The 26041-nt window shown below is 70.6% G+C and carries 24 protein-coding genes; 14 read left to right on the top strand and 10 right to left on the bottom strand.

Going from position 1 to position 26041, the window contains the following annotated elements; all coding sequences use genetic code 11:
- Positions 1 to 625: 625 nt before the first annotated feature.
- Complete coding sequence (locus tag ACWC21_RS39855) at positions 626 to 4468, top strand: hypothetical protein (RefSeq protein ID WP_450889518.1); 3843 nt, start codon at positions 626 to 628, stop codon at positions 4466 to 4468.
- A 125-nt stretch (positions 4469 to 4593) separates the two neighbouring features.
- Here ACWC21_RS39855 and ACWC21_RS39850 read toward each other — a convergent pair whose 3' ends face one another.
- The 5 genes from ACWC21_RS39850 to ACWC21_RS39830 all read right to left on the bottom strand — a co-directional run bounded on the left by ACWC21_RS39850 (position 4594) and on the right by ACWC21_RS39830 (position 9381).
- Positions 4594 to 6237 (bottom strand): DUF6895 family protein, encoded by a 1644-nt coding sequence (locus tag ACWC21_RS39850; protein ID WP_450889516.1) that lies wholly within the window; start codon positions 6235 to 6237, stop codon positions 4594 to 4596.
- Between the two features lie 88 nt (positions 6238 to 6325).
- Positions 6326 to 6532, bottom strand: coding sequence for a hypothetical protein (locus tag ACWC21_RS39845; RefSeq protein WP_450889514.1), 207 nt, complete (start codon positions 6530 to 6532; stop codon positions 6326 to 6328).
- A gap of 185 nt (positions 6533 to 6717) precedes the next feature.
- Positions 6718 to 8163 (bottom strand): sensor histidine kinase, encoded by a 1446-nt coding sequence (locus ACWC21_RS39840; protein ID WP_450889512.1) that lies wholly within the window; start codon positions 8161 to 8163, stop codon positions 6718 to 6720.
- On the bottom strand, positions 8160 to 8894 hold the full coding sequence (locus ACWC21_RS39835; protein ID WP_450889526.1) for a response regulator transcription factor: 735 nt from the start codon (positions 8892 to 8894) through the stop codon (positions 8160 to 8162). The genes ACWC21_RS39840 and ACWC21_RS39835 overlap by 4 nt, the downstream gene beginning before the upstream one ends.
- A 79-nt stretch (positions 8895 to 8973) precedes the next feature.
- Positions 8974 to 9381 (bottom strand): PepSY domain-containing protein, encoded by a 408-nt coding sequence (locus tag ACWC21_RS39830; protein ID WP_450889510.1) that lies wholly within the window; start codon positions 9379 to 9381, stop codon positions 8974 to 8976.
- A gap of 462 nt (positions 9382 to 9843) precedes the next feature.
- On the opposite strand from ACWC21_RS39830, the gene ACWC21_RS39825 reads away from it, so the two are divergent.
- Positions 9844 to 11028, top strand: a complete 1185-nt coding sequence (locus tag ACWC21_RS39825) for a MarP family serine protease (protein ID WP_450889508.1) — start codon at positions 9844 to 9846, stop codon at positions 11026 to 11028.
- 24 nt (positions 11029 to 11052) lie between these two features.
- On the opposite strand, the gene ACWC21_RS39820 is transcribed toward ACWC21_RS39825, so the two are convergent.
- Complete coding sequence (locus ACWC21_RS39820; protein WP_450889506.1) at positions 11053 to 11541, bottom strand: N-acetyltransferase family protein; 489 nt, start codon at positions 11539 to 11541, stop codon at positions 11053 to 11055.
- 72 nt (positions 11542 to 11613) lie between these two features.
- On the opposite strand from ACWC21_RS39820, the gene ACWC21_RS39815 reads away from it, so the two are divergent.
- Positions 11614 to 12507, top strand: a complete 894-nt coding sequence (locus ACWC21_RS39815; protein ID WP_450889504.1) for a TIGR01777 family oxidoreductase — start codon at positions 11614 to 11616, stop codon at positions 12505 to 12507.
- A 163-nt stretch (positions 12508 to 12670) separates the two neighbouring features.
- Positions 12671 to 14029, top strand: coding sequence for an NAD(P)/FAD-dependent oxidoreductase (locus tag ACWC21_RS39810; RefSeq protein ID WP_450889502.1), 1359 nt, complete (start codon positions 12671 to 12673; stop codon positions 14027 to 14029).
- Between the two features lie 28 nt (positions 14030 to 14057).
- Here ACWC21_RS39810 and ACWC21_RS39805 read toward each other — a convergent pair whose 3' ends face one another.
- A complete protein-coding gene (locus ACWC21_RS39805) occupies positions 14058 to 15494 on the bottom strand; it encodes a regulator (protein WP_450889500.1) in 1437 nt (478 codons plus the stop codon).
- Positions 15495 to 15653: 159 nt separating this feature from the next.
- On the opposite strand from ACWC21_RS39805, the gene lipB reads away from it, so the two are divergent.
- The 4 genes from lipB (at position 15654) to ACWC21_RS39785 (ending at position 18893) form a co-directional block, all read left to right on the top strand.
- Positions 15654 to 16538, top strand: coding sequence for a lipoyl(octanoyl) transferase LipB (lipB, locus tag ACWC21_RS39800; protein ID WP_450889498.1), 885 nt, complete (start codon positions 15654 to 15656; stop codon positions 16536 to 16538).
- A 192-nt stretch (positions 16539 to 16730) separates the two neighbouring features.
- On the top strand, positions 16731 to 17687 hold the full coding sequence (gene lipA / locus ACWC21_RS39795) for a lipoyl synthase (protein ID WP_450889496.1): 957 nt from the start codon (positions 16731 to 16733) through the stop codon (positions 17685 to 17687).
- A gap of 226 nt (positions 17688 to 17913) precedes the next feature.
- On the top strand, positions 17914 to 18132 hold the full coding sequence (locus tag ACWC21_RS39790) for an SCO2195 family GlnR-regulated protein (protein ID WP_450889494.1): 219 nt from the start codon (positions 17914 to 17916) through the stop codon (positions 18130 to 18132).
- A 59-nt stretch (positions 18133 to 18191) separates the two neighbouring features.
- Positions 18192 to 18893: a DUF4191 domain-containing protein gene (locus ACWC21_RS39785; RefSeq protein ID WP_450889492.1), complete on the top strand. Its 702-nt coding sequence runs from the start codon at positions 18192 to 18194 to the stop codon at positions 18891 to 18893.
- A 59-nt stretch (positions 18894 to 18952) separates the two neighbouring features.
- Here ACWC21_RS39785 and ACWC21_RS39780 read toward each other — a convergent pair whose 3' ends face one another.
- Positions 18953 to 19420, bottom strand: coding sequence for an RDD family protein (locus ACWC21_RS39780; RefSeq protein ID WP_450889524.1), 468 nt, complete (start codon positions 19418 to 19420; stop codon positions 18953 to 18955).
- 233 nt (positions 19421 to 19653) lie between these two features.
- On the opposite strand from ACWC21_RS39780, the gene glnA reads away from it, so the two are divergent.
- A complete protein-coding gene (gene glnA / locus ACWC21_RS39775) occupies positions 19654 to 21063 on the top strand; it encodes a type I glutamate--ammonia ligase (protein WP_450889490.1) in 1410 nt (469 codons plus the stop codon).
- A 92-nt stretch (positions 21064 to 21155) separates the two neighbouring features.
- On the opposite strand, the gene ACWC21_RS39770 is transcribed toward glnA, so the two are convergent.
- A complete protein-coding gene (locus tag ACWC21_RS39770; RefSeq protein WP_450889489.1) occupies positions 21156 to 21392 on the bottom strand; it encodes a hypothetical protein in 237 nt (78 codons plus the stop codon).
- 266 nt (positions 21393 to 21658) lie between these two features.
- Here ACWC21_RS39770 and ACWC21_RS39765 point away from each other — a divergent pair, with 266 nt between their 5' ends.
- The 3 genes from ACWC21_RS39765 (at position 21659) to pspAB (ending at position 23555) form a co-directional block, all read left to right on the top strand.
- Entirely contained in the window at positions 21659 to 21916 is a 258-nt protein-coding gene (locus ACWC21_RS39765) for an SCO2583/SCO2584 N-terminal domain-containing protein (RefSeq protein ID WP_450889487.1), read from the top strand.
- 134 nt (positions 21917 to 22050) lie between these two features.
- Positions 22051 to 22968 (top strand): zinc metalloprotease HtpX, encoded by a 918-nt coding sequence (gene htpX, locus ACWC21_RS39760; protein WP_450889485.1) that lies wholly within the window; start codon positions 22051 to 22053, stop codon positions 22966 to 22968.
- Between the two features lie 2 nt (positions 22969 to 22970).
- Positions 22971 to 23555 (top strand): PspA-associated protein PspAB, encoded by a 585-nt coding sequence (gene pspAB, locus ACWC21_RS39755; protein WP_450889483.1) that lies wholly within the window; start codon positions 22971 to 22973, stop codon positions 23553 to 23555.
- A gap of 22 nt (positions 23556 to 23577) precedes the next feature.
- Here pspAB and ACWC21_RS39750 read toward each other — a convergent pair whose 3' ends face one another.
- Positions 23578 to 23847: a hypothetical protein gene (locus tag ACWC21_RS39750; RefSeq protein WP_450889481.1), complete on the bottom strand. Its 270-nt coding sequence runs from the start codon at positions 23845 to 23847 to the stop codon at positions 23578 to 23580.
- An 88-nt stretch (positions 23848 to 23935) separates the two neighbouring features.
- On the opposite strand from ACWC21_RS39750, the gene ACWC21_RS39745 reads away from it, so the two are divergent.
- Together ACWC21_RS39745 and ACWC21_RS39740 are read left to right on the top strand one after the other, a co-directional pair.
- Positions 23936 to 24757: an alpha/beta fold hydrolase gene (locus ACWC21_RS39745; protein ID WP_450889479.1), complete on the top strand. Its 822-nt coding sequence runs from the start codon at positions 23936 to 23938 to the stop codon at positions 24755 to 24757.
- Complete coding sequence (locus ACWC21_RS39740; protein WP_450889478.1) at positions 24754 to 25938, top strand: winged helix DNA-binding domain-containing protein; 1185 nt, start codon at positions 24754 to 24756, stop codon at positions 25936 to 25938. The genes ACWC21_RS39745 and ACWC21_RS39740 overlap by 4 nt, the downstream gene beginning before the upstream one ends.
- Positions 25939 to 26041 lie beyond the last annotated feature (103 nt).

The raw sequence follows: 26041 nt of genomic DNA, 5'->3' as shown, positions 1-26041 counted from the left end.
CTCCGTCTTTCACAGTCCGTCCACACGTCTTACAGGTATAGAGATTGCCATCGAAGCGCCCTCGAAGAGCCAAAAGTCGATATGGAATCCGCCGACACGGTAACGAATTGAGCCGTTCACTCGCGAAACGGACCAACCACCACCACAGGCCGCAAACTTGCCCACTTCGTCAATGCGCCACCGGGAATCCATAACAAGACACTTTTCGGAAGATCATTGTCGCCTTGCGGCTACGGCCGGTAACCTCCCTCGCGCCCATCGGCGTTTTTTCTATTCGGACTAAATTGGGGGGCAGATGTCCGAGCCTTTCCGCCGACGTTCCACTGGTGGCCCGTTCAGACAAAGGCCGCGCAAGCCCGGGCGGTTACTGGCCATCGCTGCTGCGGCTGCACTCTGCCTCGGCCAGGCCGTTACTCTCGCCACCGCCCCACCGGCCGCGGCGGAGTCGGTCTCCGATGTCGCTGCCGGTCAGCCGGCGGTGACTCCGGCACCGGACAACGCCACGCAGCAGCCAGAGCCGACCGGTTCTTTGCGACCGAGCGACGACGACGGGCTGACGCCGGCACAGCGGACGGCACTGACCGCCGCTGGCAAGCGGGCTGCGGCGACCGGACATCCAGTTCGTGTGGAAGCCCTGACCACCGAGACAGCCACGACGACGGCGAACCCCTCCGGAACCCTCAGCTACCAGTCGGACCTGCTGCCCGTACGTGTACGCAAGGCCCACCGCTGGGTCCCGGTGGACGCCACCCTGACGCGGAATTCCGACGGTACCTGGAGTCCCAAGGCTTCAGCCGAACCTCTCGCCTTCTCCGGAGGCGGCGCCGCCCCGCTCGCCGTCATGACCAAGGGCAAAGCATCCCTCGGCCTCTCCTGGCCACACACGCTGCCCACCCCGCGGGTCTCGGGCGCCAGCCTGACCTATCCTGCCGTGCTGCCTGGTGTTGACCTGAAGGTGACCGCCAACGCCCAAGGTGGCTGGTCCGAGGTGCTCATCGTCAAGGACGCCATGGCTGCCGCCAATCCCGCGCTCGCCCGGCTCGCCCTGACGACCCGGGTCACGGGCGTTACTGTCACCGACGACGGCCATGGCAATCTCGCCGCCACGGCGCCGGACGGCCGAGTGCTCTTCAGCGCACCGCAACCGATCATGTGGGACTCCAGCGGCCTCGATGCCGAGCGCTCAGTCCCAGAGACGGGTCCGGCTCCCAGAGCGCGGGTGGCCCGGGTCCAGGGTCGGCTGGACGGTCGGAAGCTGTCTCTCGTTCCCGACGCCAAGCTGCTCACCGACCCGCGGACCAGGTATCCGGTCTTCATCGACCCTTCCTGGAATCCGCACTACGCCAGCGGCGGCAGACAGCACTACGTGGACACCCAGCAGGGCTGCCCCACGGCGAAAAACTACGACTCCACCAAGTACGGTGACCCCGGCGTCGGTTACAACAGCTGGACTGATTGCATCGGCGCGGAACGCTCCTATTTCCAGCTTGCCGTGCCCTCGAGCATCTACGGTGCGCACATCGTCTCCGCAACGGTGGACACCAAGGAGAACTACTCCGCGAGCTGCAGCCTCTCCTCCGACGTCTACCTCTACTGGTCCGGCGCGATCAGCTCCTCGACGACGTGGAACACCAAACCTTCGCTCACCAGCAAGTTGGCCGCGCAAAGCTTTGGTCCGGCCTGCAAAAGCGAGCCCTCAGGCGGTTTCTCCGTGACCTCCACCATCGCCAAGGGCGCGGCAGCACACTGGAAGAGCTGGACCTTTGCCCTCGTCAACAGCCAGAACGGCAGCGGTGACGGCAACTACTTCAAACGCTTCGCCGACAACCCCTCGATGTCCATCGAGTACAACCACGTTCCGAAGAAGCCCTACAGCCTGGCCACCAAAGTCGGCTCCACCTCACTCGGCTGTGGCACAGCCACCCCGTATCCGATCGTCGGCAAAACCCTGGCCACCACCCCACCGACCCTGAACTCCACGGTGAGCGACGCGGACAAGGACGACATCGCCGCCACGTATTCGTACTGGGTGGGCAGTGGCTCGGCCACCACGACCACCAGCGCCACTGTCGCCAGCGGCACCGTCGCACCGAAACAACTGTCCCCGTCCTTCATGAGCAGTCTGGCCGATGGCAGCGTGGTGAGCTGGAAGGTGACCTCCAGTGACGGCAAGGACACCTCCGCCACCTCGGCGACCTGCCATTTCACCGTCGATCTGCACAGCCCTGCCCAGCCGACGGTCAAGACGGCGGACAACCTGTACCCCGAGGACTCCGCGGGTATCACCGCGGCCGGTACGCCCGGCAAGTTCACTGTCTCTGTAAACCCTGGCACCAACGGCAACAACGCGGCCAAGTTCCTGTACGGCCTGGACGCCGCCCCACCGACATCCAACACGCCGTCCTCGCAGACCGTGACGGCCAGCAAGAACGCCGCCACGATCACCGTGACTCCGCCGGCGCCCGGAACGCACACGCTCTATGTGTACGCCGTCGACTCGGCCGGCAACGTGTCCTCCCAGCAGCAGTACGAGTTCACCGCGCTCGGACACGCCACCAAGACATACGCCAGTCTGCAGGCCGCCTTCAACAACACCGCCACCACCGCCGACAGCAACCGCACCACCGCCGACGCCGACGGGGCCGGCGCCACACTCTCATTGCAGGACCTCAAGGCAGCGGGCTGGCAACCCGGCGGCAAGGTGACCGTGGACGGCGCCACCTTCAGCCTTCCCAACTTCGGCTCCACCAGCGGCGACAACGTGATGGCCGCCAACCAGACGATCCAGATGAACGGCGCCGGCGGCCAGGCCCTGGTCTTCCTCGGCTTCTCCACCTACGGGTCCATCGGCTCCCAGCACGAGGACGGCAACACCACCAGCCCCTCCGTCCCCGACGAGACCAACATCTCGGCCACGAACTGCAGTCTGGGTAATGGAACCTACGAGGACTGCACCACTCCGAAGGGTGCCATCACCTACGGCGACGGCAGCACGCAGCGCTACTACCTGGCCATGCCCGACTGGGTGTACGGATCGGACACACTGGCCGCCATCACCCTGCTGCACCGCAACACCCCAAGCACGCAGGAGACCCGCAGCACCAACATCTACGCCTTCGCCGTGCCGCTGAAGGCGGGCGCCACCGTCAACTCCGTGACTTTGCCCGACCTGGCCGACGCTGCCCGCCGGTACGTCCCCGGGCTCCACATCATCGGTATGTCCGTACGCGACACTGCCACCGCCTCGAACGGCTCGTCCTGGACCGGGGCCTGGAGTGCGCCAACCGAGGAGCGCTTCCAGTTCCCGAGCATCGGCGCCTTCGGTGACCAGACCATCCGCATGGCCACGGTAGCCAGCACCAGCGGTGACACCGTACGGCTGCGACTGTCCAACGCGCTGGGCACCGAGCCACTCACCCTCGACCACGTCACCGCAGCGCCCTACGGCAACGGCGCGATCCCAGCAGCCAGGCCGGTCGACGTGACCTTCAGCGGCAGCAAGTCGGTGGTGATCCCCGAAGGTGGCGAACTCTACAGCGATCCCGTACCGCTGCAGGTGAACGCCGGCCAAGCGGTGACCACCAGCATCCACCTGGTGAACAAGGTCAACTACCTGGTCATGCACCCGTGGGCTGCCCCGGACACCCTGGGCTACGTCAGCGCCGTCGGCAGCGGCGACCACACCGCCGACATGACCGACACGGCTTTCAGGGGTACGGACACCACATGGGGCCGCTTCTCCGACATCCTCACCGAGGTCGACGTCACCACCACCGACCACAGGACGTCCGTCTCCGTACTCGGTGACGGCCTGGTCAACACCCGCACGACGGGCACCACGGCCGGGTACAACACGCCCCGGTACAACGACGACCTGGTCGCCCGGCTGGTCCCCAACACCGATGGGATCCCGGTCTACGGCGTCCTGGCCTCGGGCATCGAGAACAACTACCTGGGTACAGACCAGGGCGCGGGCGCCGGAGGCCGCTCAGTGCTCACCCGCCTGGACCGGGACGTGCTGTCGATACCCGGTCTGCGCACGGTCATCGTCACCCAGGGGCTGCAGGACATCGTGGCGGGCCACGACGACGTCGACGTCGACACCGCGCTCGGGCTGCTGCGTGACCAGCTCAAAGCATGGGGTATCAAGGTCATCTTCACGACGCTGACTCCCTGCGACGGCTACAGCGCGTGTAAGGCTGCCATCGACCAGAACCGCATCGACACCAACACCTGGATCACCGACCAACTCGACTTCACCACGCCGACGGTGAGCTACCTGGATGCGGAGTCGATCACGGCGATCTCCGACGCGGCAAGCACGGCGGATCCGCCCGCACTGATGCTCAGCGCAGGCACGGCTCCGTCCGACTTCGACTCCGGAGACCACGTCAATCTGACATCGGACGCCTACAAGGCGATAGGCAACGGATTCGACCTGACTTCCCTGGGACCTGACACGCAGTGACGAAGTGACAAACACTGCCTCGCGCGGATCAGACCGCGCGGGGCAGCCGACGTCCCTGGCGGGTACGGGACAGGAGCCCGCAGGATGGACTCGCGCTCACCCGGAGGCAGCCCGTCGCGCGCCCCTCATCGCACGAGAGGCAGGCGGCGCCTGGTCGGACTCGCTCGGCCGGACGCGAGGGCCACCACCGCGCTGCGGGTCCAGGAGTACTGGGCGCGTGCGCGTGCCGGTCGGTCGTCGGTGGCGGGGTGGCCGAACGCGCCGGTGGTGTTCTGCTGGGCGAGGAGGAAGGCGAGGGCGTCCTGGGTGATGCGGTGCCGCCACCATCCGGCCCGGCCGAGGGTGCGGAGGGTGGCGGCGAGTCGGCCCAGGTGGTAGGTCTCCATGGCTTCGCGCAGGGCGATGGCGGCCTCCGGAGGGTAGGCGGACCGCTCGTAGGGCGTGGGCTGCCGGGGGACGGCCGGGGCGGTCGAGGGGCTGAGAAGGCCGAGGCCGATCAGCCGGTGCACACCGTGCGCGATATCGGCGGGGACGGCGGGGAGTGAGGCGACGACGTCGGCCGTGGCTTTGAGGAAGTCGTCCAGGGACGGGCAGCGGTTTCCGGTCGCGCGCAGGGCCAGGGCGAATTCTCCGGCGACTTCCATGCCTTGTTCCTGCCACAGGGCACGGGGCGCGTCGGCGAGGAGTGCCGCGTAGTGCTGGAGGGCCGGTCCGGCGAGGTGGGGATCCTGGACAGCGGCGGCTCCGACGGCGGCCGCCGTTACTCCGGCCAGTCCCACGCGCGGCTCCTGCTCCATGCTCTGGTCGCACAGCCACACCACGGCTCGCCGCAGGGGCTCCTCGAGGGGGACTTGGCCGGACGGGAGGTTCGGGCGTGGCCTGGTGATCCGTACCGGGCTGCGCCTGAGCAGTCCGGCGAGGGCGGCGACGACGGTGGTGTGGTAGCCCTCCGCCCAGTGCCGGAAGTCCTCGTCCCCCTTGTCCATATGGGGGTGGATGACTCCGTCGGGGCCGTTGACCCGTCCGTTGTCTTCCTGGATGGATTCGAGGAAGGCCCAGGCCCGGTCCGCCGCTTCGGAGTCGTCGACACCGAGGCAGTAGAGGCAGCACAGGAGTTCTCCGACGAGGTCGGCGTTCGCGCGGGCTTCGGCCAGGACGAGGAGTGCTTCGAGGATTTCGACAGCCGTGCCGGTGCCGCGGCCGCGGGGCCATACGGGCTCGCGTCGGCCGAAGTCGGTGGCGTAGAAGACGGTGTGGGTGAGGGCGTAGATGTCGCGGTCGGCCAGTTTGAGGACGTTCGGGTTCTGGCACAGGAGAGTGAACGGCAGGACCGTGTCCATGGCCGGCAGGTCGTGTTCGATGCCGCACAGAAAAAGGGTGTGGAGAAGATCGAGCTGGCGGTACGGAATCCGCTCGAACGCCGCGGCGTACCCGCCTTTCACGGACTGCTGGATGAGGCGCCTGAATTCGGGGTCGTCGAGGCCGCACAGCCGCAGTGCGGCGTACGTCCCCGCGTACAGCAGGAGGGCCTGCTCGTCGCGTGCCACCATCTCCCGGTACGAGGGCCTGCCGGCGACGTGCGCGACCTGCCGGAGGAGGGCGGCATAGTCACCGTCGAGGGGTGCGTCGTCGAGCCGGGCGCGCAACCCGACGAGGAAGGCGGTCTCGATCAGGGCCTTACGGGTGAACAGGACGGTGTCCGGCCGGTCGTGCCGTGGGACGAGCATGGCCCGGCGCGCAGCGAGCCAGGCGACAGCCCGGTCCTCCACCGCGCGCCTTCGAGATGACCGGACGCCGGGTTGCCGTGTTTCCGTCATCGATCCTCCCGGCAGCCACCTTGAGTTGTGTTTCAGCGGATCAGTTGTCCGCGGACGAGACGGTGTCCGCTACTTCGTTGGCGACGACCAGGACGTAGCGTTCCCAGGCCAGCACGTAGCCGGCGACCTCCTCCAGTTGGCTGACCTGGCCGACCACGCGCTCCAGGGGAACACTGAGGTCGACCAGACCGCTGGTTCTGAGGAATTCCAGCGCTTTGCGCGCGTCTACCGATGGTGGACAGGACATGACGAACCTCCTGTGGGAGAGCCCAACGATTTCCCGTCCACTATCCGCCCGTTCACCATGACAGCGAAATATGCGAGAAATAACTCATACAGTCACAATTAACAGTCGGTTTGCCGGAAATTCCTCGTGCTGAATTCCGGCCGGTCTGTGGCCGGGCGGCCGGCCGCCGGGTACGCGCCGGCCCCCTACGCCCTGCGCGAGGTCAAGGAGATCCTCTTCGGCCCGCCGGACGAGCGGTGACCGCCGGGCGTGGGGCCGGGTCCGCCCACGGGCGCGGTGGCGGGGCGCAGGTGGATGCGGGCGTCGAGGCCGGTGCCGGGTGCCGGGTGGAGGGTGACGGTGCCGCCGGAGGCGTCGACGAGGTGGCGGACGATGGGCAGGCCCAGGCCGGTGCCGTCGTGGTGGGTGCCGGAGGCCCGCCAGAAGCGGTCGAAGGCACGCGCCCTTTCGAGCTCGTTCATGCCGGGCCCCTGGTCGATGATGTCGAGTCGGGCGCCGGGGGCACGGTGGAGGGTGATGGTGGTGCTGGGCGGCGAGACGCGCAGGGCGTTGGCGAGGAGGTTGTCGATGATCTGTTCCAGTGCCCCGGGGATCGCCCATACGCGGCCGGCCGGAACACCGGTGATGTCGAGGGCGACGTACTGTTCGGCGGCCAGCGGCTCCCACATCGCCACACGGTCGGCGAGTACGGCGTCGAGGTCGACCGGCTCGGGGGTGGTGGCGGTGTTCTCCAGGCGGGCCAGGGCGAGCAGCCCCTGCACCATGCGGCCGAGGCGTTCGACCTCGCCGACCGCCTCGTCCAGGCTGCCGTGGGCGCGCGGGTCGAGGTAGGGCTCGAAGTTCTCCAGCCGCAGCCGCAGCGCGGTCAGCGGGGTTTTCAGCTGGTGGGAGGCTTCCGAGGCGAACGCCTGCTGCGCTTCGAGCAGGTGCTGCAGCCGGGTGGCGGTATGGGTGAAGGACGCGGCGAGGCGGCGCAGTTCCGGTGGTCCCGTGGTGGCGTCGGGCGGGTTGGTGAGCTGTCCCCCGGCGAGCTGGCCGGTCGCGGCTTCCAGCGTCCGCAGGGGGCGGGTGATCCAGCGCGCCAGGCTGAAGGCGACCAGCGCGACGACGGCGAGGATGCCGGCTCCGGCCAGGGCCAGGGCTCCCCAGACGCGGTGGACGCGGGCGCTGACCTGGTCCAGGGGGTAGGTCAGGCGCAGAGTGCCGCGGATGGTGGTGCCGGAGGAGCCGGGCATGGTCGCGGACAGGACGTCGTCGCCGGCGCTGTCGGTCGTGGTGGTGACGGTGGGCCGGCCGCGCAGGGCGCGGGCGATGTCCGGCTGCGTGGCGAGGCCGACGCCGGTGCGGTCGGCCGGGTCGGAGTCGGCCAGGACGACGCCCTGCTTGTCGGTGACGACGACATGACCTCCGGTGCGGGCGGCGTAGTCGCCCACCACGTCCGGCAGGGCGTCGAGTCGGCCTTTCTCGATGTTCTCCTCGCTGATCTCGGCGAGCGTGGAGGCGTCACGTTCCACGCTCTGGGAGGCACGGGAGGTTTCACCGCGGGCGTAGATGAAGCCGAGCGGGATCTCCAGTCCCGCGAGCACCAGCAGGGCCAGGCCCAGGTAGCTGAGCAGCAGACGGCGGGTCATCCGGCCGCCTCGTCGGTGGCGGGTCCGCCGGGGACGGTCAGGCGGAACCCGACTCCGCGCGCGGTGGTGATCCAGCCCGGATGCCCCAGCTTGCGGCGCAGCGCGGCCACGTGGGCGTCGAGGGTCTTGGTGGGGCCGAAGAAGTGCGGGTCCCACACCGTGTCCATGATCTGCTGGCGCGAGTACACCGTGCCGGGATCCTCCGCGAGGTAGGCGAGCAGGTCGAACTCCCGGGGTGTCAGGGCGACTTCGCAGCCGCCGAGGTGGACCTCGCGGGTGCGGCGGTTGACGGCCAGCGGCCCCAGCGCCTGCGCTCCGGCGGCCGACGGGTGCGCCTCGGCCGCTTCCGTCCGTCCGGTCGGCTCGTACGCGGGCGCTCCGGCGCGCCGGGTCACCGCGCGGATGCGGGCGATCAGTTCCCGGACGCCGAAGGGCTTGGCGAGGTAGTCGTCGGCTCCGAGTTCGAGGCCGACGATGCGGTCGGCCTCCTCTCCCCGGGCGGTGATCATGATGATGGGGACGGCGGAGCGGGCGCGCAGGCTGCGGCAGACGTCCAGGCCGTCCATGTCGGGCAGCCCGAGATCGAGCAGGACCAGGTCCGGCGCGGTGGTGGCGTCGGCGAGGCCCGCGGCGCCGGTGCGGACGTGGTCCACGGTGAATCCGTAGCGCCCCAGGCCCTCGGTCAGGGGTCCGGCGATTCGATCGTCGTCTTCGATGAGCAGCAGCCGCATGGCGACAGGCTCGCACAGCTGTGCCGTCCGGCCGGTCGGTACCGGCTTGTTCACCGGCGGGGACACCGGCCCCTGCCCGTCAGCCGGCGTCCTCGGTCTCCTCGGTGCCTTCCTTCTTGGTGTCGGTGACCTTGTAGGACTTGTCGAGGTAGACCTCGATCGAGGTGCCGTCCGCCTGCTTCACCTCCACCGCGTACATGCCGGGCTTCTCCGCGTCCTCCTCGGACTTCACGACCGTGCCCGGGTACTTGGCGACCGCGGCGGCCTCGGCCTTCTGCTTGACGTCGCCGGTCAGCGGGGGTTCGGTCTTGTCGTCGGCGTCACCGCCCTCGCCCGCCGCCCCCGCGCTGCCCGCGCTCTGGGCCTGCTGGGTGTCCGCGGCCTTGGAGCCGTCGGAACCGGAGTCGGAACCACCGCAGGCGGCCAGCGCGAACATCAGCACGGCGGCGGGGGCGACGAGCAGGGCACGACGGGGCAGAGCACGCATCGGGGGATCTCCAAACGCTGGGTGTCACTTGCGAGTTCGGAGGTCCGTGGGCCGGGCCTCCGGGGTACGTCGACGACCCTAGGAACCCGCTGTCGAGAGACAGCCCAGCAAACGGAGAGCGGGAGACCAGCAGATCGCCAATGTTCCGCCCACGGACCGGCGGTCGGGCGCTGCCCGCCCGGCTCGCGGAACGGTGAGTCCGGCGATCACCCGTCGCGTGGCCGGGCCGCTACGACCCACGGGGTCAGGGCCGCTACGACCCACGGGGTCAGGGCCGCTGCGGCCCACGGGGTCCGTTCCGCCCGCGATGTGTGCTGTGCCACCTCGCGGAACCATCATCCCGGTCCGGGACGTTTCCCGGGGTACAAGCACACGTGGCCGGATCCGGGAGCGTCCGGCGCGTGCGACTGATCACTGGGCCCGTCCCGCCCGTACTAGGGGGTCCGAGAGAAAGGCGGCTCCGTGGACTTGCTCGACCTCATGCTTGTGCTGGTCATCCTGGCCTACGCGGCGTCCGGTTACCGGCGTGGGCTGGTGGCCGGATGCGTCTCGCTGGCCGGGTTCGTGGGCGGCGCGGTCGTGGGGGTGTGGGTGCTGCCGTGGATCATGGACCTCGTCACGCGGGGGACACCGGCGGCGACCACCGCCGCGGTGCTGACGGTGCTGGTCCCGGGCGTCGTGGGGCACGAACTGGCGGGACGGCTGGCACTGCGGCTGCGGCGGGAACTCGACGAGGGGCCGCTGCGGGTGGCCGACGGGATAGGCGGGGCGGCGGCCAACTCGGTCGCCGTACTGATCGTGGCGTGGGTGGCCGCGAGCGTGCTGGGCGCCTCCTCGTCCCAGACGGTGACGACGGCGATAAGGGACTCGGCGCTGCTGGGCGCGGTGCAGAACTCGATGCCGGACACCACGCCGACCTGGTTCTCGCGGGCGACGTCCGCCCTCACGGAGGCGGGTTTCCCGCAGGTCTTCAACCCGTTCGAGAACGAGTCGACGGCCGAGGTCGCCAAGCCCTCCGGCGACAGCGTCACGGCCAGTGCCACCAGAGCCGCCAAGCTGAGCACGGTGAAGATCGAGGGGTCCTCCGGCACCCAGGGGCGCGAGGGCAGCGGGTTCGTGTACGCGCCGGAGCACGTGATGACGAACGCGCACGTGGTGGCGGGCATCGCCGACCCGACCGTACGCATCGGCGGCGTCGGGCAGTCGTACGAGGCGCGGGTGGTGCTCTTCGACCCGGACCGGGACGTGGCGGTGCTGTACGTGCCGGGTCTCAGCGCCCCCGTGCTCCGTTTCGACGACAAGGCCTCTCGCGGGGACTCGGCGGTCGTCGCGGGCTACCCGCAGGACGGCGATCTCAACCTGCAGGCGGCCACGGTGGCGAACCGGGTACGGGCGACCGGCCAGAACATCTACAGCAACGGCACGGTCACCCGCGAGATCTACTCCATACGGTCCACGGTCCGGCCCGGCAACTCCGGCGGCCCGCTGCTGACCACCGGCGGCCGGGTGTTCGGCGTGGTCTTCGCCCGTTCCACCGCGAACAACGAGACGGGGTACGTGCTGACCGCGGACGAGGTGGCCTCCGACGCCGCGCGGGGGAAGGACGCGACGACGCCGGTGGACGTCGGGGACCTGGTCAGCTCCTGAGCTTGCGGGCCGCGGGCGGAAGCGTCACAGGGAGCGGCCCATGAACACGTCGTCCACGTACTCACCGCCCAGCAGGAACTCCTCCGGCAGCACGCCCTCGACGACGAAACCCTCGGACTCGTACAGCTTGCGGGCGGGGGTGTTGTGGCCGAGCACGCGCAGCGTGATGCGCCGCGCGCCACGCCGGCGGGCCTCCGCAACGGCGGCGCGCACCAGCTCGCGGCCGACACCACGGCCGCGGGCGTCGTCGGCGACGGCGAGGCCCTGGATCTGCCGTACGTGCGCGTTGCTGTCGAGCGGGGTGGGGAAGCCGAGGCGGAGGTAGCCCGCGACACGGCCGTCGAGTTCGGCGACCAGGGTGTCCTCCACGGTGTGCCGTTCGGTGAAGAACGGCGGGTACGGGGGCTCCGGCTCGGGCATCACCGCGTGCAGGTGCGACCAGGTGACCACGTCGATGCGGGTCAGCGCCTCGTCGTCCTCGGACCTTGCCGAGCGTATGTATGGTTCCGGCATTCCGGAACCATACGGCGGGGCCGGGCGGGCCTTCACCGGGTTTTCACCCGCCTCCGGGGCAGGATGTGGGTCATGCAACGTTCACGCATCGCGGTGACCGGCGCGTCCGGTCTGATCGGCAGCGCTCTGGTGCGGTCCCTGACCGCCGACGGACACGAGGTGGTGCGCCTGGTCCGCCGCGCGGCCCGGGCCGAGGACGAGGTCCGCTGGGACCCGGAGGGGCAGTACGTGGACGCGGCCGGGCTCATCGGCTGCGACGCGGTGGTGAACCTGGCCGGCGCGGGGGTGGGCGACCGCCGCTGGACGGAGGAGTACAAACGGCGGATCAGGGAGAGCCGGGTGCTGGGCACGGCCGCGCTGGCGGAGGCCGTCGCCTCGCTCGACGAGCCGCCGCGGGTCCTGGTCAACGGCAGTGCGATCGGCATCTACGGCGACACCGGGGACCGGGTGGCCGACGAGGACACCCCGCCGGGGGACGGTTTCCTGCCGTCGCTGTGCGTGGACTGGGAGGAGGCCACCGCGCCCGCCCAGGAGGCCGGGGTGCGGACGGTGTTCGCGCGGACCGGGCTGGTGGTGGCCCGTGGGGGCGGCGCCTGGGGGCGGCTGTTCCCGTTGTTCAAGTCGGGGCTGGGCGGCCGGATGGGCGACGGGCGGCAGTACTGGTCGTACATCGCGCTCCACGACGAGGTGGCGGCGCTGCGTCATCTCGTCGCCGGCGAGGGGCTGTCGGGCCCGTTCAACCTCACCGCCCCGCAGCCGCTGACCAACCGGGAGATCACGGAGGCGATGGGGCGCGTGCTGCACCGGCCGACCGCGTTCGCGGTCCCGGCGCCGGTGCTCAGGGCCGCGCTGGGCGAGATGGCGGGAGATGTGCTGGGCAGCCAACGGGTGGTGCCCAAGCGGCTGCTGGAGTCGGGGTTCACTTTCGCGTTCCCAGGGATCGAGGACGCGATCCGGGCGGCCTGATGAACTCTTGTGACCAGATGCGACCGCCGTGCGACCGTGCCCTGTCCATGCGCGACTGTCGTTGACCGATCACGGCCCTACCCTCGAGCTGAACTCGGGTATCCCTGGAGCCGGTTGGGGGCATGACCCCTCCACCGGACGCACAACCTCGAGGAGGGGCCTCGTGCTTGAGCCCGTGTACCAGGTGGACGTCGTCATCGTGGGAGCCGGGATCGCCGGTCTCTCGGCGGCCCACCGGCTGTCCAGCGCAGGAGTGACGACCGCGGTCCTGGAGGCGGCCCCTTACGTCGGCGGCCGTATGTCGACGGAGAAGGTCGACGGCTTCCGCCTGGACCGGATCGGCCAGCTCCTGTCCACGTCGTATCCGGAGCTACGCCTGACACCGGGGCTCGACGCCCTCGTGCTGCGCCCCTTCGCTCCCGGTGTGCTGCTGCACCGGGACGGCCGCCGGCAGCGAGCGGGTGCAGCGGCGGCCGGAGGGAGCGCCAGGGGCGCACTTCATGCCGTACGCGCCCTGGCAAGCGCCCCCAGGAAGCCGGCCGTGTCTCCCGTGCGGAAGTCCGGCGCCCCGGTGGGCGGCACGGTCGACCAGGCTCGTATCCAGGCGTCCCTGGCCCGGCTCGCCGGTACGCCCGTCGAACGTGTCCTGGCCCGCCCCGAACTCCCCGCCGGCCAGGCCCTGGCCGCCCGCGGGGTGCCCGCCCGCACCGTCGACGGCTTCCTGCGCCCACTGCTCGCCGCCCTGCTGTGCGACCCGGCGCTCACCACCTCCAGCCGGTGCGCCGACCTGGCGCTGCGCGCCTTCGCGAGCGGCCGGCTGTGCGTACCGGAAGGGGGCGCCGAGGTGCTGCCGGAACTGCTGGCGCGGTCCCTGCCGCCCGGCACCGTGCACACCGGGGTCCGGGCCACCTCCGTCGCCACCACCACCGTGACCACCGCCGAACACGGTGAGTTCCGCTGCCGCGCGGTCCTGCTGGCGACCGACGCCCGCGCCGCGGCCGAGCTGCTGCCCGGCCTGCGCGTGCCGGACTTCCATCCGGTGACGGTGGTCCACCACACGACCGACGAGCCGCCCACGACGGGCGCCTCGCTGCTCCTCGAGGCCGACCGGGGCGGTCCGGTCGCGCACACCGCGGTGATGAGCGAAGTCGACCCGAGCCGGGCGCCCGCGGGCCGGGCGCTGGTCTCCTCGACCGTGCTCGGCACTCCCCCGGAGGGCGTCGACACCGCCGTACGCATGCACCTGTCCCGGTTGTACGGCACCTCGACCACCCGCTGGGAGACCCTCGCCGTGCACCACACCGCCGAGGCCGTCCCCGCGATGCGCCCGCCGCACGACCTGCGGCGGCCGGTGCGGCTGATGGCGGGTCTGTACGTGTGCGGCGACCACCGCGACACCAGTACGGTCCAGGGCGCCCTGCACTCGGCCCACCGGGCCGCCGCCGCGATCCTGGCGGACCTGGGGGCGGCGGGCTCGATGCACCGGGCGGACCCGCCGGCGACCCTGCGCAGGGCGGCCTGAACCGGGGCGGCGGGAAGGGGTCGGATGCTCACCCGAAGGCCGCGACCTTGTCGCGGTAGCCCCGGACCGGCGCCGCGTCCTTGTAGGGCTCCAGCCGGCGTTCGAAGTCCTTGACGTACTCGACCGCCCGGACCGAGCGCATCTCCGCCGCCTGGCCCGCGGCCTCCGCGCCCAGCGCGCAGGCCTGGTCGAGTTCGCCGAGGCCGAGGCGCGCGGAGGCGAGTACGACCCGGCAGAACAGGCGGCTGCGGGCGTACGTGGGGGCGCGCAGTTGCAGCGAGCGCTCCGCGTGCTGGGCCGCCGCGCGGAACTGCTGCAGGTCCCGGTGGCAGTGCCCGAACTCGTCGGCGAGCTGCGCCTCGTCGAAGAAGCGTGCCCAGTACGGCACCTCGTCCCCGGGCCGGGCCGCCTCCAGTGCGCGCTCGGCCCGCACCAGCGCGCCGGTGCACGCCCGCACCTCGCCCAGTACGCCGTGTGCGCGTGCCTCGGCCGCGTACAGCAGTGCCTGCACCACGGGCGGCGCCCCGGTGCCCACACCCTGCTGCGCGACCCGGGCCAGCTGGACGGCCTCCCGGCCGTGCCCGAGGTAGACGGCCTGGCGGCTCATGGTGACCAGGACGTAGGAGCCGTACGCCCGGTCCCCGGCCGCCTGGGCCAGCCGCAGCGCCTGCACGAAGTAGCGCTGGGCGAGTCCGTGCGCGGCGATGTCGTACGAGGTCCAGCCCGCGAGCCGGGTCAGGTCGGCGGCGGCGGCGAACAGCCGGCGGCCGGTCTGCTCCCCGTAGGTGCCGCGCAGCATCGGCTCGCACTCGTGCTCCAGGTAGCGCACCAGGGCCTGGCGGGCGTGGCCGCCGCCGTAGGCGTCGTCGAGGGTGCGGAAGAGCTCGCCGACGGAGCGCAGGGCGGCGATGTCGCCTCCGGTGACCTTCTGGCCGGGGCCCCGCTCGGCCTGGCCGCGCTGGCGGGGCACCACCGGGCGCCCGTGTGCGGGCACCCGGGCGGGCGGCTCACCGCGGGCCACCCTGTCGTCGGGCCTGCCGATCAGCCAGTCCCGGCTGGGCACCACGAGACCCGCCGGGGTGAACGCGATCTTGCGCAGCTCGGCGTGGCTGCCGGAGTCCTTGCGCCACAGCCCGCTGACGATGTCGATGGCCTCCTCGGGACCGGCCGCGAACTCCAGGCCCGCGTAGACGGGCGCGCAGGCGTCCAGGCCGAGGTCCTGGGCGGTCAGGCGGCGGCCGAGACGCCGGGTGAAGACCTCGGCGATCAACGCGGGGGTGGTGCCCCGGGGCTGCTGGCCGCGCAGCCACCGGGTGACCGATGTCTTGTCGTATCTGAGGTCCAGCCCGTGTTCGAGACCGAGCTGGTCCACGCGACGGGCCAGTCCCGCATTGGAGAACCCCGCTTCTGCGATGAGCGCGGCGAGCTGGCGGTTGGGGGTGCGCTGCGCGGGTCGGTCCGTCATCTGCGGTGCGGTCTCCTGCCTTTCGGACCCAAGCAGCCTGGCCGCTTGTGCCCGGATTGCCTGTGAGCAGCCCTTATGGCCTCGTGAACGGCGCGAATGTAGCGGAGAGTAAACAGCCGGTCGCACAATTCGGCAGGCATTCATCCGATCGTGTGAGGATTGCCCGCAGGGCTGACGCACGACGACCGGACGTACAGTGGCGAGGGCACGTTTCGTGCCTTACGAGCTTCTAGGGAGGCGCTTGCCGTGAGTGAGTTGCGGTTCGTCCGCATGGGATTCGGTGCCGAGGCCGTGGACTACCAGGTGGCCTGGGACGAACAGCGCCGGGTGCACGCGGCACGGTTCGCCGACGAGATCCCCGACACCGTACTGCTCCTCGAACACCCCCCGGTCTACACGGCGGGCCGCCGCACCGAGGACAGCGAGCGCCCCCTCGACGGCACCCCGGTCATCGACGTGGACCGCGGCGGCAAGATCACCTGGCACGGCCCGGGCCAGCTGGTGGGCTACCCGATCCAGAAGCTGCCGCGCCCGGTCGACGTGGTCGCGCACGTCCGGCGCCTGGAGGAGGCGCTGATCCGCACCTGCGCGGATTTCGGCCTGGAGACCACCCGGGTCGAGGGCCGCAGCGGGGTGTGGGTCCTCGGCGACCCGGTCGAACGGCGGCCGGCGCTCGGCGGACTCTCACTGGACTTCGACCCGCGCCTCACGGACGAGGAGTTCGACCCGCGGCTGAACGGCCCGGAGTACGCGCCCTCCAACGCGGGCCAGCGGCGCGAGGACCGCAAGATCGCGGCGATCGGCATCCGGGTGGCGAAGGGCGTCACGATGCACGGCTTCTCGTTCAACGTGAACCCGGACAACAAGTGGTTCGACAAGATCATCCCGTGCGGCATCCGGGACGCCGGGGTCGCCTCCCTCGCGGGTGAACTGGGCCGCGACGTGACGATCGAGGAGGTGCTGCCGTCGGTCGAGCGGCACCTGAGGGACGTACTCGAGAATGCCGACCTGAAGCCGCGGGACATCGAGAAGGCTCCGGCGTAGCACGCGGGCGCGGCCCCGGCTTCCCTCGCCCCGCCGCCCCTCCTCGTCCCACCCCCCGGGGGGCTCCGCCCCTTCGACCCCGCCAGGGGGTTCCGCCCCCTGCACCCCCGCTCCTCAAACGCCGGAGGGGCTGGATTTACCACGGGCGTACCCTGGTGTACGCCAAAGAATCGAAGTCACAGGGAGCCGGTCGTGTCCGCAGTCGCACCCGACGGACGCAAGATGCTGCGCCTGGAGGTCCGTAACAGCCAGACCCCCATCGAGCGCAAGCCCGAGTGGATCAAGACCCGGGCGAAAATGGGTCCCGAGTACACGAAGATGCAGAACCTCGTCAAGAGCGAGGGCCTGCACACGGTCTGCCAGGAAGCCGGCTGCCCCAACATCTACGAGTGCTGGGAGGACCGCGAGGCGACCTTCCTCATCGGCGGCGACCAGTGCACCCGGCGCTGCGACTTCTGCCAGATCGACACCGGCAAGCCCGAGGCGCTGGACCGCGACGAGCCGCGCCGCGTCGGCGAGTCCGTGGTCACGATGGATCTGAACTACGCCACCATCACCGGCGTCGCCCGGGACGACCTGGAGGACGGCGGCGCCTGGCTGTACGCGGAGACCGTGCGCCAGATCCACGCGCAGACCGCCGGCCGCGAGGGCGGCCGGACGAAGGTGGAGCTCTTGGCCCCCGACTTCAACGCGGTCCCCGAGCAGCTGGCCGAGGTCTTCTCCGCCCGCCCCGAGGTCTTCGCGCACAACGTCGAGACCGTCCCCCGGATCTTCAAGCGGATCCGCCCCGGATTCCGCTACGAGCGCTCGCTGAAGGTCATCACCGAGGCCCGCGACTTCGGCCTGGTCACCAAGTCGAACCTGATCCTCGGCATGGGCGAGACCCGTGAGGAGGTCAGCGAGGCGCTCAGGCAGCTGCACGAGGCCGGCTGCGAACTGGTCACCATCACGCAGTACCTGCGCCCGAGCGTGCGCCACCACCCCGTGGAGCGCTGGGTGAAGCCGCACGAGTTCGTGGAGCTGAAGGAGGAGGCCGAGCAGATCGGCTTCTCCGGTGTGATGTCCGGTCCGCTGGTGCGCTCCTCGTACCGGGCGGGGCGCCTCTACCGGATGGCCGTGGAGCAGCGCTCCTCGACGGCGACTGTGTGAATTCACGCACAAGGTACTACTGGCCAGTAATGGCCGATTGGACGCGGTCCCGGCCGTCCCCGCAGATGGGGACGCCCGTCGGGGCCGCGTCGCCGTTCCGGTTCCCTCAAGCGAGGCTTCATTGGTGTTTGACCGGTCGGTCACACCCTGGTAACACCAAACAGTGACGCTGGACTCACGCCACGTACACCCGCACTCGCAGCCTTCCCGAGGGGGGACCTCCACCATGCAGGCCGCGCCCGTTCGCGCCACCGCCATCCCGTCCTTCACCGACGCGCTCCGTGCCGTCGAGTCCCTGCTCATGAGCGGCGGCCAGCGCACCGCCCGCCGCAACGCCTGGACCTCGGTCCTCGAGGACCGCCGCCGCGCCAAGGACAGGGTCGAGGCCCAGCACCTCCTGGACCAGGCGTTCGCACCGCACCAGCCCCTGAACCACACCCCCTGAACGCACCCTTCGGGGCACCACCGTCGTGGGTGCTCCCGGAGCCACGTAGACTTCGGGGCATGGCGAGGAAGGAAACCGCAGCAGACGCTGCGAATGCCGGGCGACTGAAGCAGATCGCCCTTACCTACAAGATGACCCGCAAGGCCGACAGCAAGATCGGTCTTGTACTCGCAGCCGTCGGCATCGGCATCCTCGGTGTCTTCCTCGCGATCGGCTTCTTGATCGGCCACCCTGTCTATCTGGGCATCCTGGGCCTGCTGCTCGCCTTCCTGGGGACGGCGATCGTGTTCGGCCGCCGGGCCGAGCGGGCCGCCTTCGGTCAGATGGAGGGCCAGCCGGGCGCCGCCGCGGCCGTGCTCGACAACGTCGGCCGGGGCTGGACCACCACCCCCGCGGTGGCGATGAACCGCAGCCAGGACGTGGTGCACCGCGCGGTCGGCAAGGCCGGCATCGTGCTGGTCGCCGAGGGCAACCCGAACCGGGTGAAGAGCCTGCTGGCCGCCGAGAAGAAGAAGATGAACCGCGTCGTCGGGGACGTGCCGGTGCACGACATGATCGTCGGTACGGGCGACGGCCAGGTCGAGCTGAAGAAGCTGCGCACCACGATGCTGAAGCTCCCCCGCGTCCTGTCCGGCCCCCAGGTCACCGCGACCAACGACCGGCTGCGGGCCATGGGCGACCTGATGAGCAACATGCCACTGCCGAAGGGCCCGATGCCCAAGGGCATGCGGATGCCGCGCGGCGGACCGAAGGCCCGCTGAGTCTCCCCGTACGAGAAAGGGGGCGCCCCGAGTGGGCGCCCCCTTCGTCGTACCGCCGCTCAGATGCGGACCTCGACCGTCCTGGCCAGCCGGTCGTGCAGTCCGCGCCCGTCCCGGTCCCAGACCAGGGCCGGGACGGCGAGACACAGCAGGATCGTGCGGACCAGGGAACGCAGCGGCTGGACGCGGCCGGTGTCCACGGCCACCACACGGATGCCGAAGAGGCGCTTCCCCGGCGTGAAGCCGACCGTGCCGACGGTCAGGACGCTCAGGACGAAGAAGACGAGCAGCGCCCAGTTGCCGGTGTCCGGGGTGTAGCCGTGGGTGACGAGACCGTATGCGATCAAGACGCACAGCGCCCAGTCCAGGGCCACCGCGCCCAGCCGCCGTCCCGGGCGGGCGATCGAGCCGGGCCCCTCCTCCGGCAGACCGAGCTGCTCGCCCCGGTACCCGAAGTCGGCCCCGGCGTCCTCCATGGCCGCGCGCGGCCCGGAGAGCCACGATCCGATGGCCTGCCTGTTGTCCACCTGCGCCTGTCTGTCCTCCACCCGTCCACGGTACTGCGCCCCCATATGCCCCTGGGACGGCGGGGTGCGTCAGGGCTAGGGTTGAACCAGCACCGGTTAACTTCTGCGAAACAAATGGGTCACGCCCGAGAAATCACCCGTCCCTAGGGTCGAGGTCAGCGTGTGCCACCGCACTGGCCGCACTTACGAACTACCACCCCGGCACGGGAACGGCCGGGAGTAGGAGGAGCTGGATGTTCCAGAACGCCGACGAGGCCAAGAAGTTCATCGCGGACGAGGACGTCAAGTTCGTCGACGTCCGCTTCTGCGACCTGCCGGGCGTCATGCAGCACTTCACGGTGCCCGTCGAGGCGTTCGACCCGGACGAGGAGCTCGCCTTCGACGGATCCTCGATCCGTGGTTTCCAGGCGATCCACGAGTCCGACATGGCGCTGCGCGCGGACCTGTCGACCGCCCGGGTCGACCCCTTCCGCCGTGACAAGACCCTCAACATCAACTTCTTCATCCACGACCCGATCACGGGCGAGCAGTACTCCCGTGACCCGCGCAACGTGGCGAAGAAGGCCGAGGCGTACCTCGCCTCCACCGGAATCGCGGACACCGCGTACTTCGGCCCCGAGGCCGAGTTCTACGTCTTCGACTCCGTCCGCTTCGCGACCAGCGCGAACGAGTCCTTCTACCACATCGACTCCGAGGCGGGTGCCTGGAACACCGGCGCCCTCGAGGACAACCGTGGTTACAAGGTCCGCTACAAGGGCGGCTACTTCCCGGTCCCGCCGGTCGACCACTTCGCCGACCTGCGCGCCGAGATCTCCCTGGAGCTGGAGAAGAACGGCCTGAAGGTCGAGCGCCAGCACCACGAGGTCGGCACCGCCGGCCAGGCCGAGATCAACTACAAGTTCAACACGCTGCTCGCCGCCGCCGACGACCTGCAGCTCTTCAAGTACATCGTGAAGAACGTCGCCTGGCGCAACGGCAAGACCGCGACCTTCATGCCGAAGCCGATCTTCGGTGACAACGGCTCGGGCATGCACGTGCACCAGTCGCTGTGGAGCGGCGGGGACCCGCTGTTCTACGACGAGCAAGGCTACGCCGGCCTGTCGGACACCGCCCGCTACTACATCGGCGGCATCCTCAAGCACGCCCCGTCGCTGCTGGCCTTCACCAACCCGACGGTGAACTCCTACCACCGTCTGGTGCCGGGCTTCGAGGCGCCGATCAACCTGGTGTACTCGCAGCGCAACCGCTCCGCGGCCATGCGTATCCCGATCACGGGTTCGAACCCGAAGGCCAAGCGCGTCGAGTTCCGCGCGCCCGACTCCTCCGGCAACCCGTACCTGGCCTTCTCGGCCCTGCTGCTCGCGGGCCTGGACGGCATCAAGAACAAGATCGAGCCGGCCGAGCCGATCGACAAGGACCTCTACGAGCTGGCTCCCGAGGAGCACGCGAACGTGGCCCAGGTCCCGACCTCGCTCCCGGCCGTCCTCGACTCCCTCGAGCGCGACCACGAGTTCCTGCTCGCCGGTGACGTCTTCACGTCCGACCTGATCGAGACGTGGATCGACTTCAAGCGCGCCAACGAGATCGCTCCGCTGCAGCTGCGTCCGCACCCGCACGAGTTCGAGCTGTACTTCGACGTGTGATCCCGCCGGGCACATGAGGAAGGGCCGCCCCCCGCGCTGCGCGGGGGGCGGCCCTCACCGTTACGGCTGCACCGTTACGGCTGTCCTGACTCTCAGCCGACCACGATCACCACGACGCCGCCGTTGTTGAAGCCGCTGTTGCGGAAGCCGAAGCCGTCGAAGCCGCAGTGGTTGAAGCCCCAGCGGTCGAAGCAGCCTCCGAAGCCGGTGGGTGCCTTGGTCGGAACAGCTGCCGAGGCCGTGCCCGCCGCGCCGATCGTGGCACCGCTGGCCATCAGAACGCCGATCGCGGTAGCCGCGAAGAGACGCCTCGCGCGTTGTGCTTTCATCAGTGAACCTCCTCCCATCCCCTCGTGCGGTTGTGGGAGCACGAGACGGATGGCCGCGGCCGCAGGGCTGGATCCCGGCGCGGTCGTAGGTGTTGCCGCCTTGGACAGAAGCAGGGCTGGTCACAGCCCGCATCGCGGCTCTCACTCTCGATGCTAGCCGCCCGGCGACCACCCGGCATCCTGTGCAACCTTCGGGCCTTCCCAGGCCTCCTATATCGGGGGACCATCCCTCCTGACCCTGCCGGAACGAGAGAGGTTGAACGGGGATGACGGAGCAGGACGACTGGGAGCGGGAATTCGATCACAGGTGGGCGAATTCGGCCGAGCACAAGGAGCCGTCCGCCCGGGCACGGATGCTCGCCGCCCGCTGGAAGGAGAACCCGCCGGACCCGGCGCCCTTCCGCGCCGACCCGGACCCGGTGAGGCCCCGCCGCTCCTCGTGGATATCGACGGTCGTGGTGCTGGGCTGTGTGGCCGCGGTGATCGCTCTGCTCGGTTACGCACAGGTACGGGCCTATCGCTGACCCCCGCCCCGGACGGCGCACAGCACCACACAGGGACCTTTTGCTGCTCCTAGGGCCGTTCGGAACCGCCTCATGGGAATCCGCAGGTGCACACTGGACAGCGGGACGAGTGCCTGACTGCGGGGTGATGCAAGATGCAGAGCCGCTTCCGGAGCGACCGGCGGTTGACCGCGCGCATGGGGGTCACGCTGTTCCTGCTCGGGTTGTTGTACGTGGGGTTCGTCGCCGCGTTGCTCGTGCTGCTGAAGTCCTGGCTGCTGGTCGTGGTGGTCGCCGCCGCGCTGCTCGGGGCGCAGTACTGGTTCTCCGACCGGATCGCGCTGTTCGCGATGCACGGGCGGGTCGTGGAGCGGGAGGAGTATCCCGAGCTGCACGCGGTGATCGACCGTCTGTGCGCCATCGCGGACATGCCCAAACCGGTGGTGGCCGTGTCCAACATGGACATGCCGAACGCGTTCGCGACCGGGCGGAACGCCGACAACGCCGTGGTCTGCGTGACCACCGGGCTGCTCAGACGGCTGGAGCCGGCGGAGCTCGAGGGCGTACTGGCGCACGAGCTGTCGCACGTGGCGCACAAGGACGTCGCGGTGATCACGGTGGCCTCGTTCCTCGGTGTGATCGCGGGCCTGATCGTGCGGTTCGCGTTCTACTCGGGACTGTTCGGAGGCCGCAGGGACCAGAACACCGCCGCCGTGCTCGCCGCCGTCATGGCGGTCTCGGCGGCCGTGTACGCGATCAGCTTCCTGCTCATCCGGGCCCTGTCCCGCTACCGGGAGCTGGCCGCGGACCGCGCCGCGGCGCTGCTGACGGGCCGCCCCTCGGCGCTGGCCGCCGCACTCACCAAGGTCTCCGGCGACATCGCCCGTATCCCGACGGAGGACCTGCGCACCGCCCAGGCCTTCAACGCCTTCTACTTCACCCCCGCGCTGGGCAGGGAGCCGGGGCTGTCCCGGATCTTCTCCACCCACCCCAGCCTGGAGCAGCGGCTGGAGCAACTGGCCCGGATCTCCGGCGAACTGGGTGAGGCGGCACAGCCGGGCAGGGCGGGCTGAGCATGGGGTTCCTGGACATCCTCCTCGGCCGTACGAAGCCCGTCGCGCCCGATCTCGACCAGCTGTTCGCGCTGCCCTCGGCGGCCGTGACCCTGGAGGCGGCGGCCGGGTTCACGCCGACCGGGGACGGAGCGGTGTGCTTCGCGACGGTGGAGGGCGCCGCCTTCGAGCAGACGCACCGGGAGGTCCAGGCACTCCTCGACGCCGACACGGACCGCACCGGGCCACCGGTGGAACTGCGCCGGGACGACTACGGCTACTCCTGGCTGGTGTCCCGGCGCGCCCCCGACCAGTTGCCCCAGCTGGTCAACGACCTGCACGCGGTGAACAGCTCCATGGAGGTCAACGGCTTCGGTCCCCAGCTGCTGTGCTCGCTGGCGGGGTTCCGGGACGACTCGGGACGCCGGCTGGCGCTGGTGTACCTGTACAAGAGGGGCACCTTCTACCCCTTCGCCCCGCTGCCCGGCGCGTCCCAGCGCCGCGACAACCCGCTGGAGCTGCGGGTGCGGGCGGTCCTCGCCAACGACCTGCGCATCGAGCAGGACCTGAACCGCTGGTTCCCGGTGTGGGGCGCCCCGGGTCTGTGACCGGGGGCGCCCGCCGGGCTTGTCAGCCCTTCTTCGCGCGCTCCTGGCGGCGCGCCTCCAAGGGGCGTTCGCGGCGGTAGCGGCGCTCCCACTTCGCCTGGCGGTCACGGCGCTCGCGGTACGCCTGGTATGTCGCGGGCGCGCTTGCCGAGTCGGTTCCGGCGGACGGGGACGCTCCGCGTCCGTACTGCAGGTAGAGGAAGAGCAGGGCGACGGCGGCGAGCCACCAGATGTGGTTTCCGAATCCCAGGACGACCAGGACGACCGCCCCGGACATGACGATGGTGCCCATCTCGGGCCTCCGTTTCCGTGGGTTCGCATTCAGCGTAAGGAGGCGATCACCCGGCGTGCATCTCGTTTTCCGTGAGTGAATGAGGGCCATGAGTGATCCCTTCTCTCTCAACTCCTCCGGCGCCCTGACCCCTTTCACGCACTCGTACGACGGAGAACGACTCGCCGGGGTCCACGGCGGCGGGCCCGGGCGGGCCGCGGTCGTCCTGCTGCACGGCGCGGGTGCCGGCAGCGAGGAGAGGTCGCGCCCGCTGCTCGCGGAGTTCGTCGGCCGGGGCTGCCGCGGACTCGCCTTCGACTTCTCGGGGCACGGCAACAGCACCGGTTCACTACGGGACTTGAGCCTGCGGCGGCGCTTCGAGCAGGCGGTCGGGGTGATCGACGCCCAGGTGCCCGGGGCGGAGCCGCTGGTGCTGGTCGGGTTCAGCATGAGCGGCCAGACGGTGGCCGACCTCGCCCGGCACTACGGTGACCGGGTGGTCGCCCTGGGCCTGTGCGCGCCCGCGGTGTACGCGCCGGAGGCGTGGGACGTGCCCTTCGGCGAGGGGGACGGCCGGTTCAGCGGGATCATCCGCACCCCGGACGGCTGGCGCCGGTCGCCCGCACTGGCGACGCTCAGGGCCTACACGGGCCGGGCGGTCCTCGCGGTACCGGGCACGGACGCGCTCATCCCGCCGGAGGTGACGGAGGCCGTCCAGGAGTCCCTGACCGCGCACGCCCAGTACACCCGCTTCGAACTCCCGGATGCCGAGCACCAGTTGGGGCTGTGGTTCCGCGACCACGCGGACGCCCGCCGGGCCTTCGTGGACACGTTGCTGACCGGTCTCACCGACGGTGGCCCGCCCGTTGTCAGTGGGGTCGGCGAGGATGGACTCCAAGGACACACGGACTCCGGGCGGAGGTCGGGATGAGCGGCGGACGGCCACGGCACATCGGTGGGGCGGAACGGCGGGGCCGGCTGGCGCTGCGGCACCGGCTGGCCGGTACGGAGCGGGCGGGGAGCCCCGAGGAGGTCGCCGCCTCACTGGTGGCGCTGCACGGCACGGACCCCGCGACGGTGTACCTGGCGCTGGGCGCGCGACTGGCCGAGGCGGCGAAAACGGTGCCGGAGACGGAGCGGGCGCTGTACGAGGACCGCACGCTGGTGCGGATGCACGGCATGCGGCACACGGTGTTCGTGTTCCCCACCGAGCTGGCGGCCGTGGTGCACGCCTCGACGGGACTGGACGTGGCCGCCCGCGCCCGCGCGGCGCTGCTCAAGGACATGGTGAAGGGCGGGGGGCCGGACGCGGCCTGGCTGGCGGAGGTCGAGGCGGCGACGCTGGCCGCGCTGGCCGGCCGCGGGCAGGCCACGGCGGCGGAACTGGCCCGGGACGAGCCGCGGCTGCGGGAGCAGTTCGTGTACGCGGCGGGCAAGAGCTACGAGGCGATGCACACGGTCTCCGGCCGCCTCCTGCGCCTTCTCGGCGTGGAGGGCAAGGTGGTCCGCGGACGGCCGCTCGGCTCGTGGACGTCGAGCCAGTTCCGCTGGGCGGTTGCCCCCGAGCACCCCGAACTGGATCCCGGCGAGGCCCGCGTCGCCCTGCTGCGCCGCTGGCTCGCCGTGTGCGGTCCGGCCACCGAGGCGGACCTGAAGTGGTGGACCGGCTGGCGGGTGACGGACGTACGGGCGGCGCTGCGGGCGATCGGTGCGGAGGAGGTGGCGCTGGACGAGGGTCAGGGGTACGTCGTCCCGGGTGACGCGGACCCGGTCGCCGGTCCCGACTTCCCCTGGGCCGCCCTGCTCCCCGGGCTCGACCCCACGGCGATGGGCTGGCAGCAGCGGGACTGGTACCTCGCGCCCGAGTTGCGGCCATCGCTGTTCGACGGCAGCGGGAACGTGGGGCCCACCGTGTGGTGGGACGGCCGGGTGGTCGGGGGGTGGGCCCAGCGGCCGTCCGGTGAGATCGTCTGGCGCATCCTCGACAAGGCCGTCCCGCGCGAGGCGGAGGCCGCGGTGGCGGAGCAGGCGGAACGGCTGTGGGGCTGGTTGGGCGACGCCAGGGTGACTCCGCGGTTCCGGACGCCGCTGGAACGGGAGCTGTCGGGCTGACGGGCCGGTGCGCCGCTGCACCACCCCGCGCACCAGCAGCAGCCAGGAGTGGAAGACGGTGTGCGCGCAGGCGTCGTGGGAGTCGTCGAAGAAGGCCAGGTCG

The organism is Streptomyces sp. NPDC001348, assembly GCF_053597535.1.
This window is presented reverse-complemented; position numbering and strand designations above follow the sequence as displayed.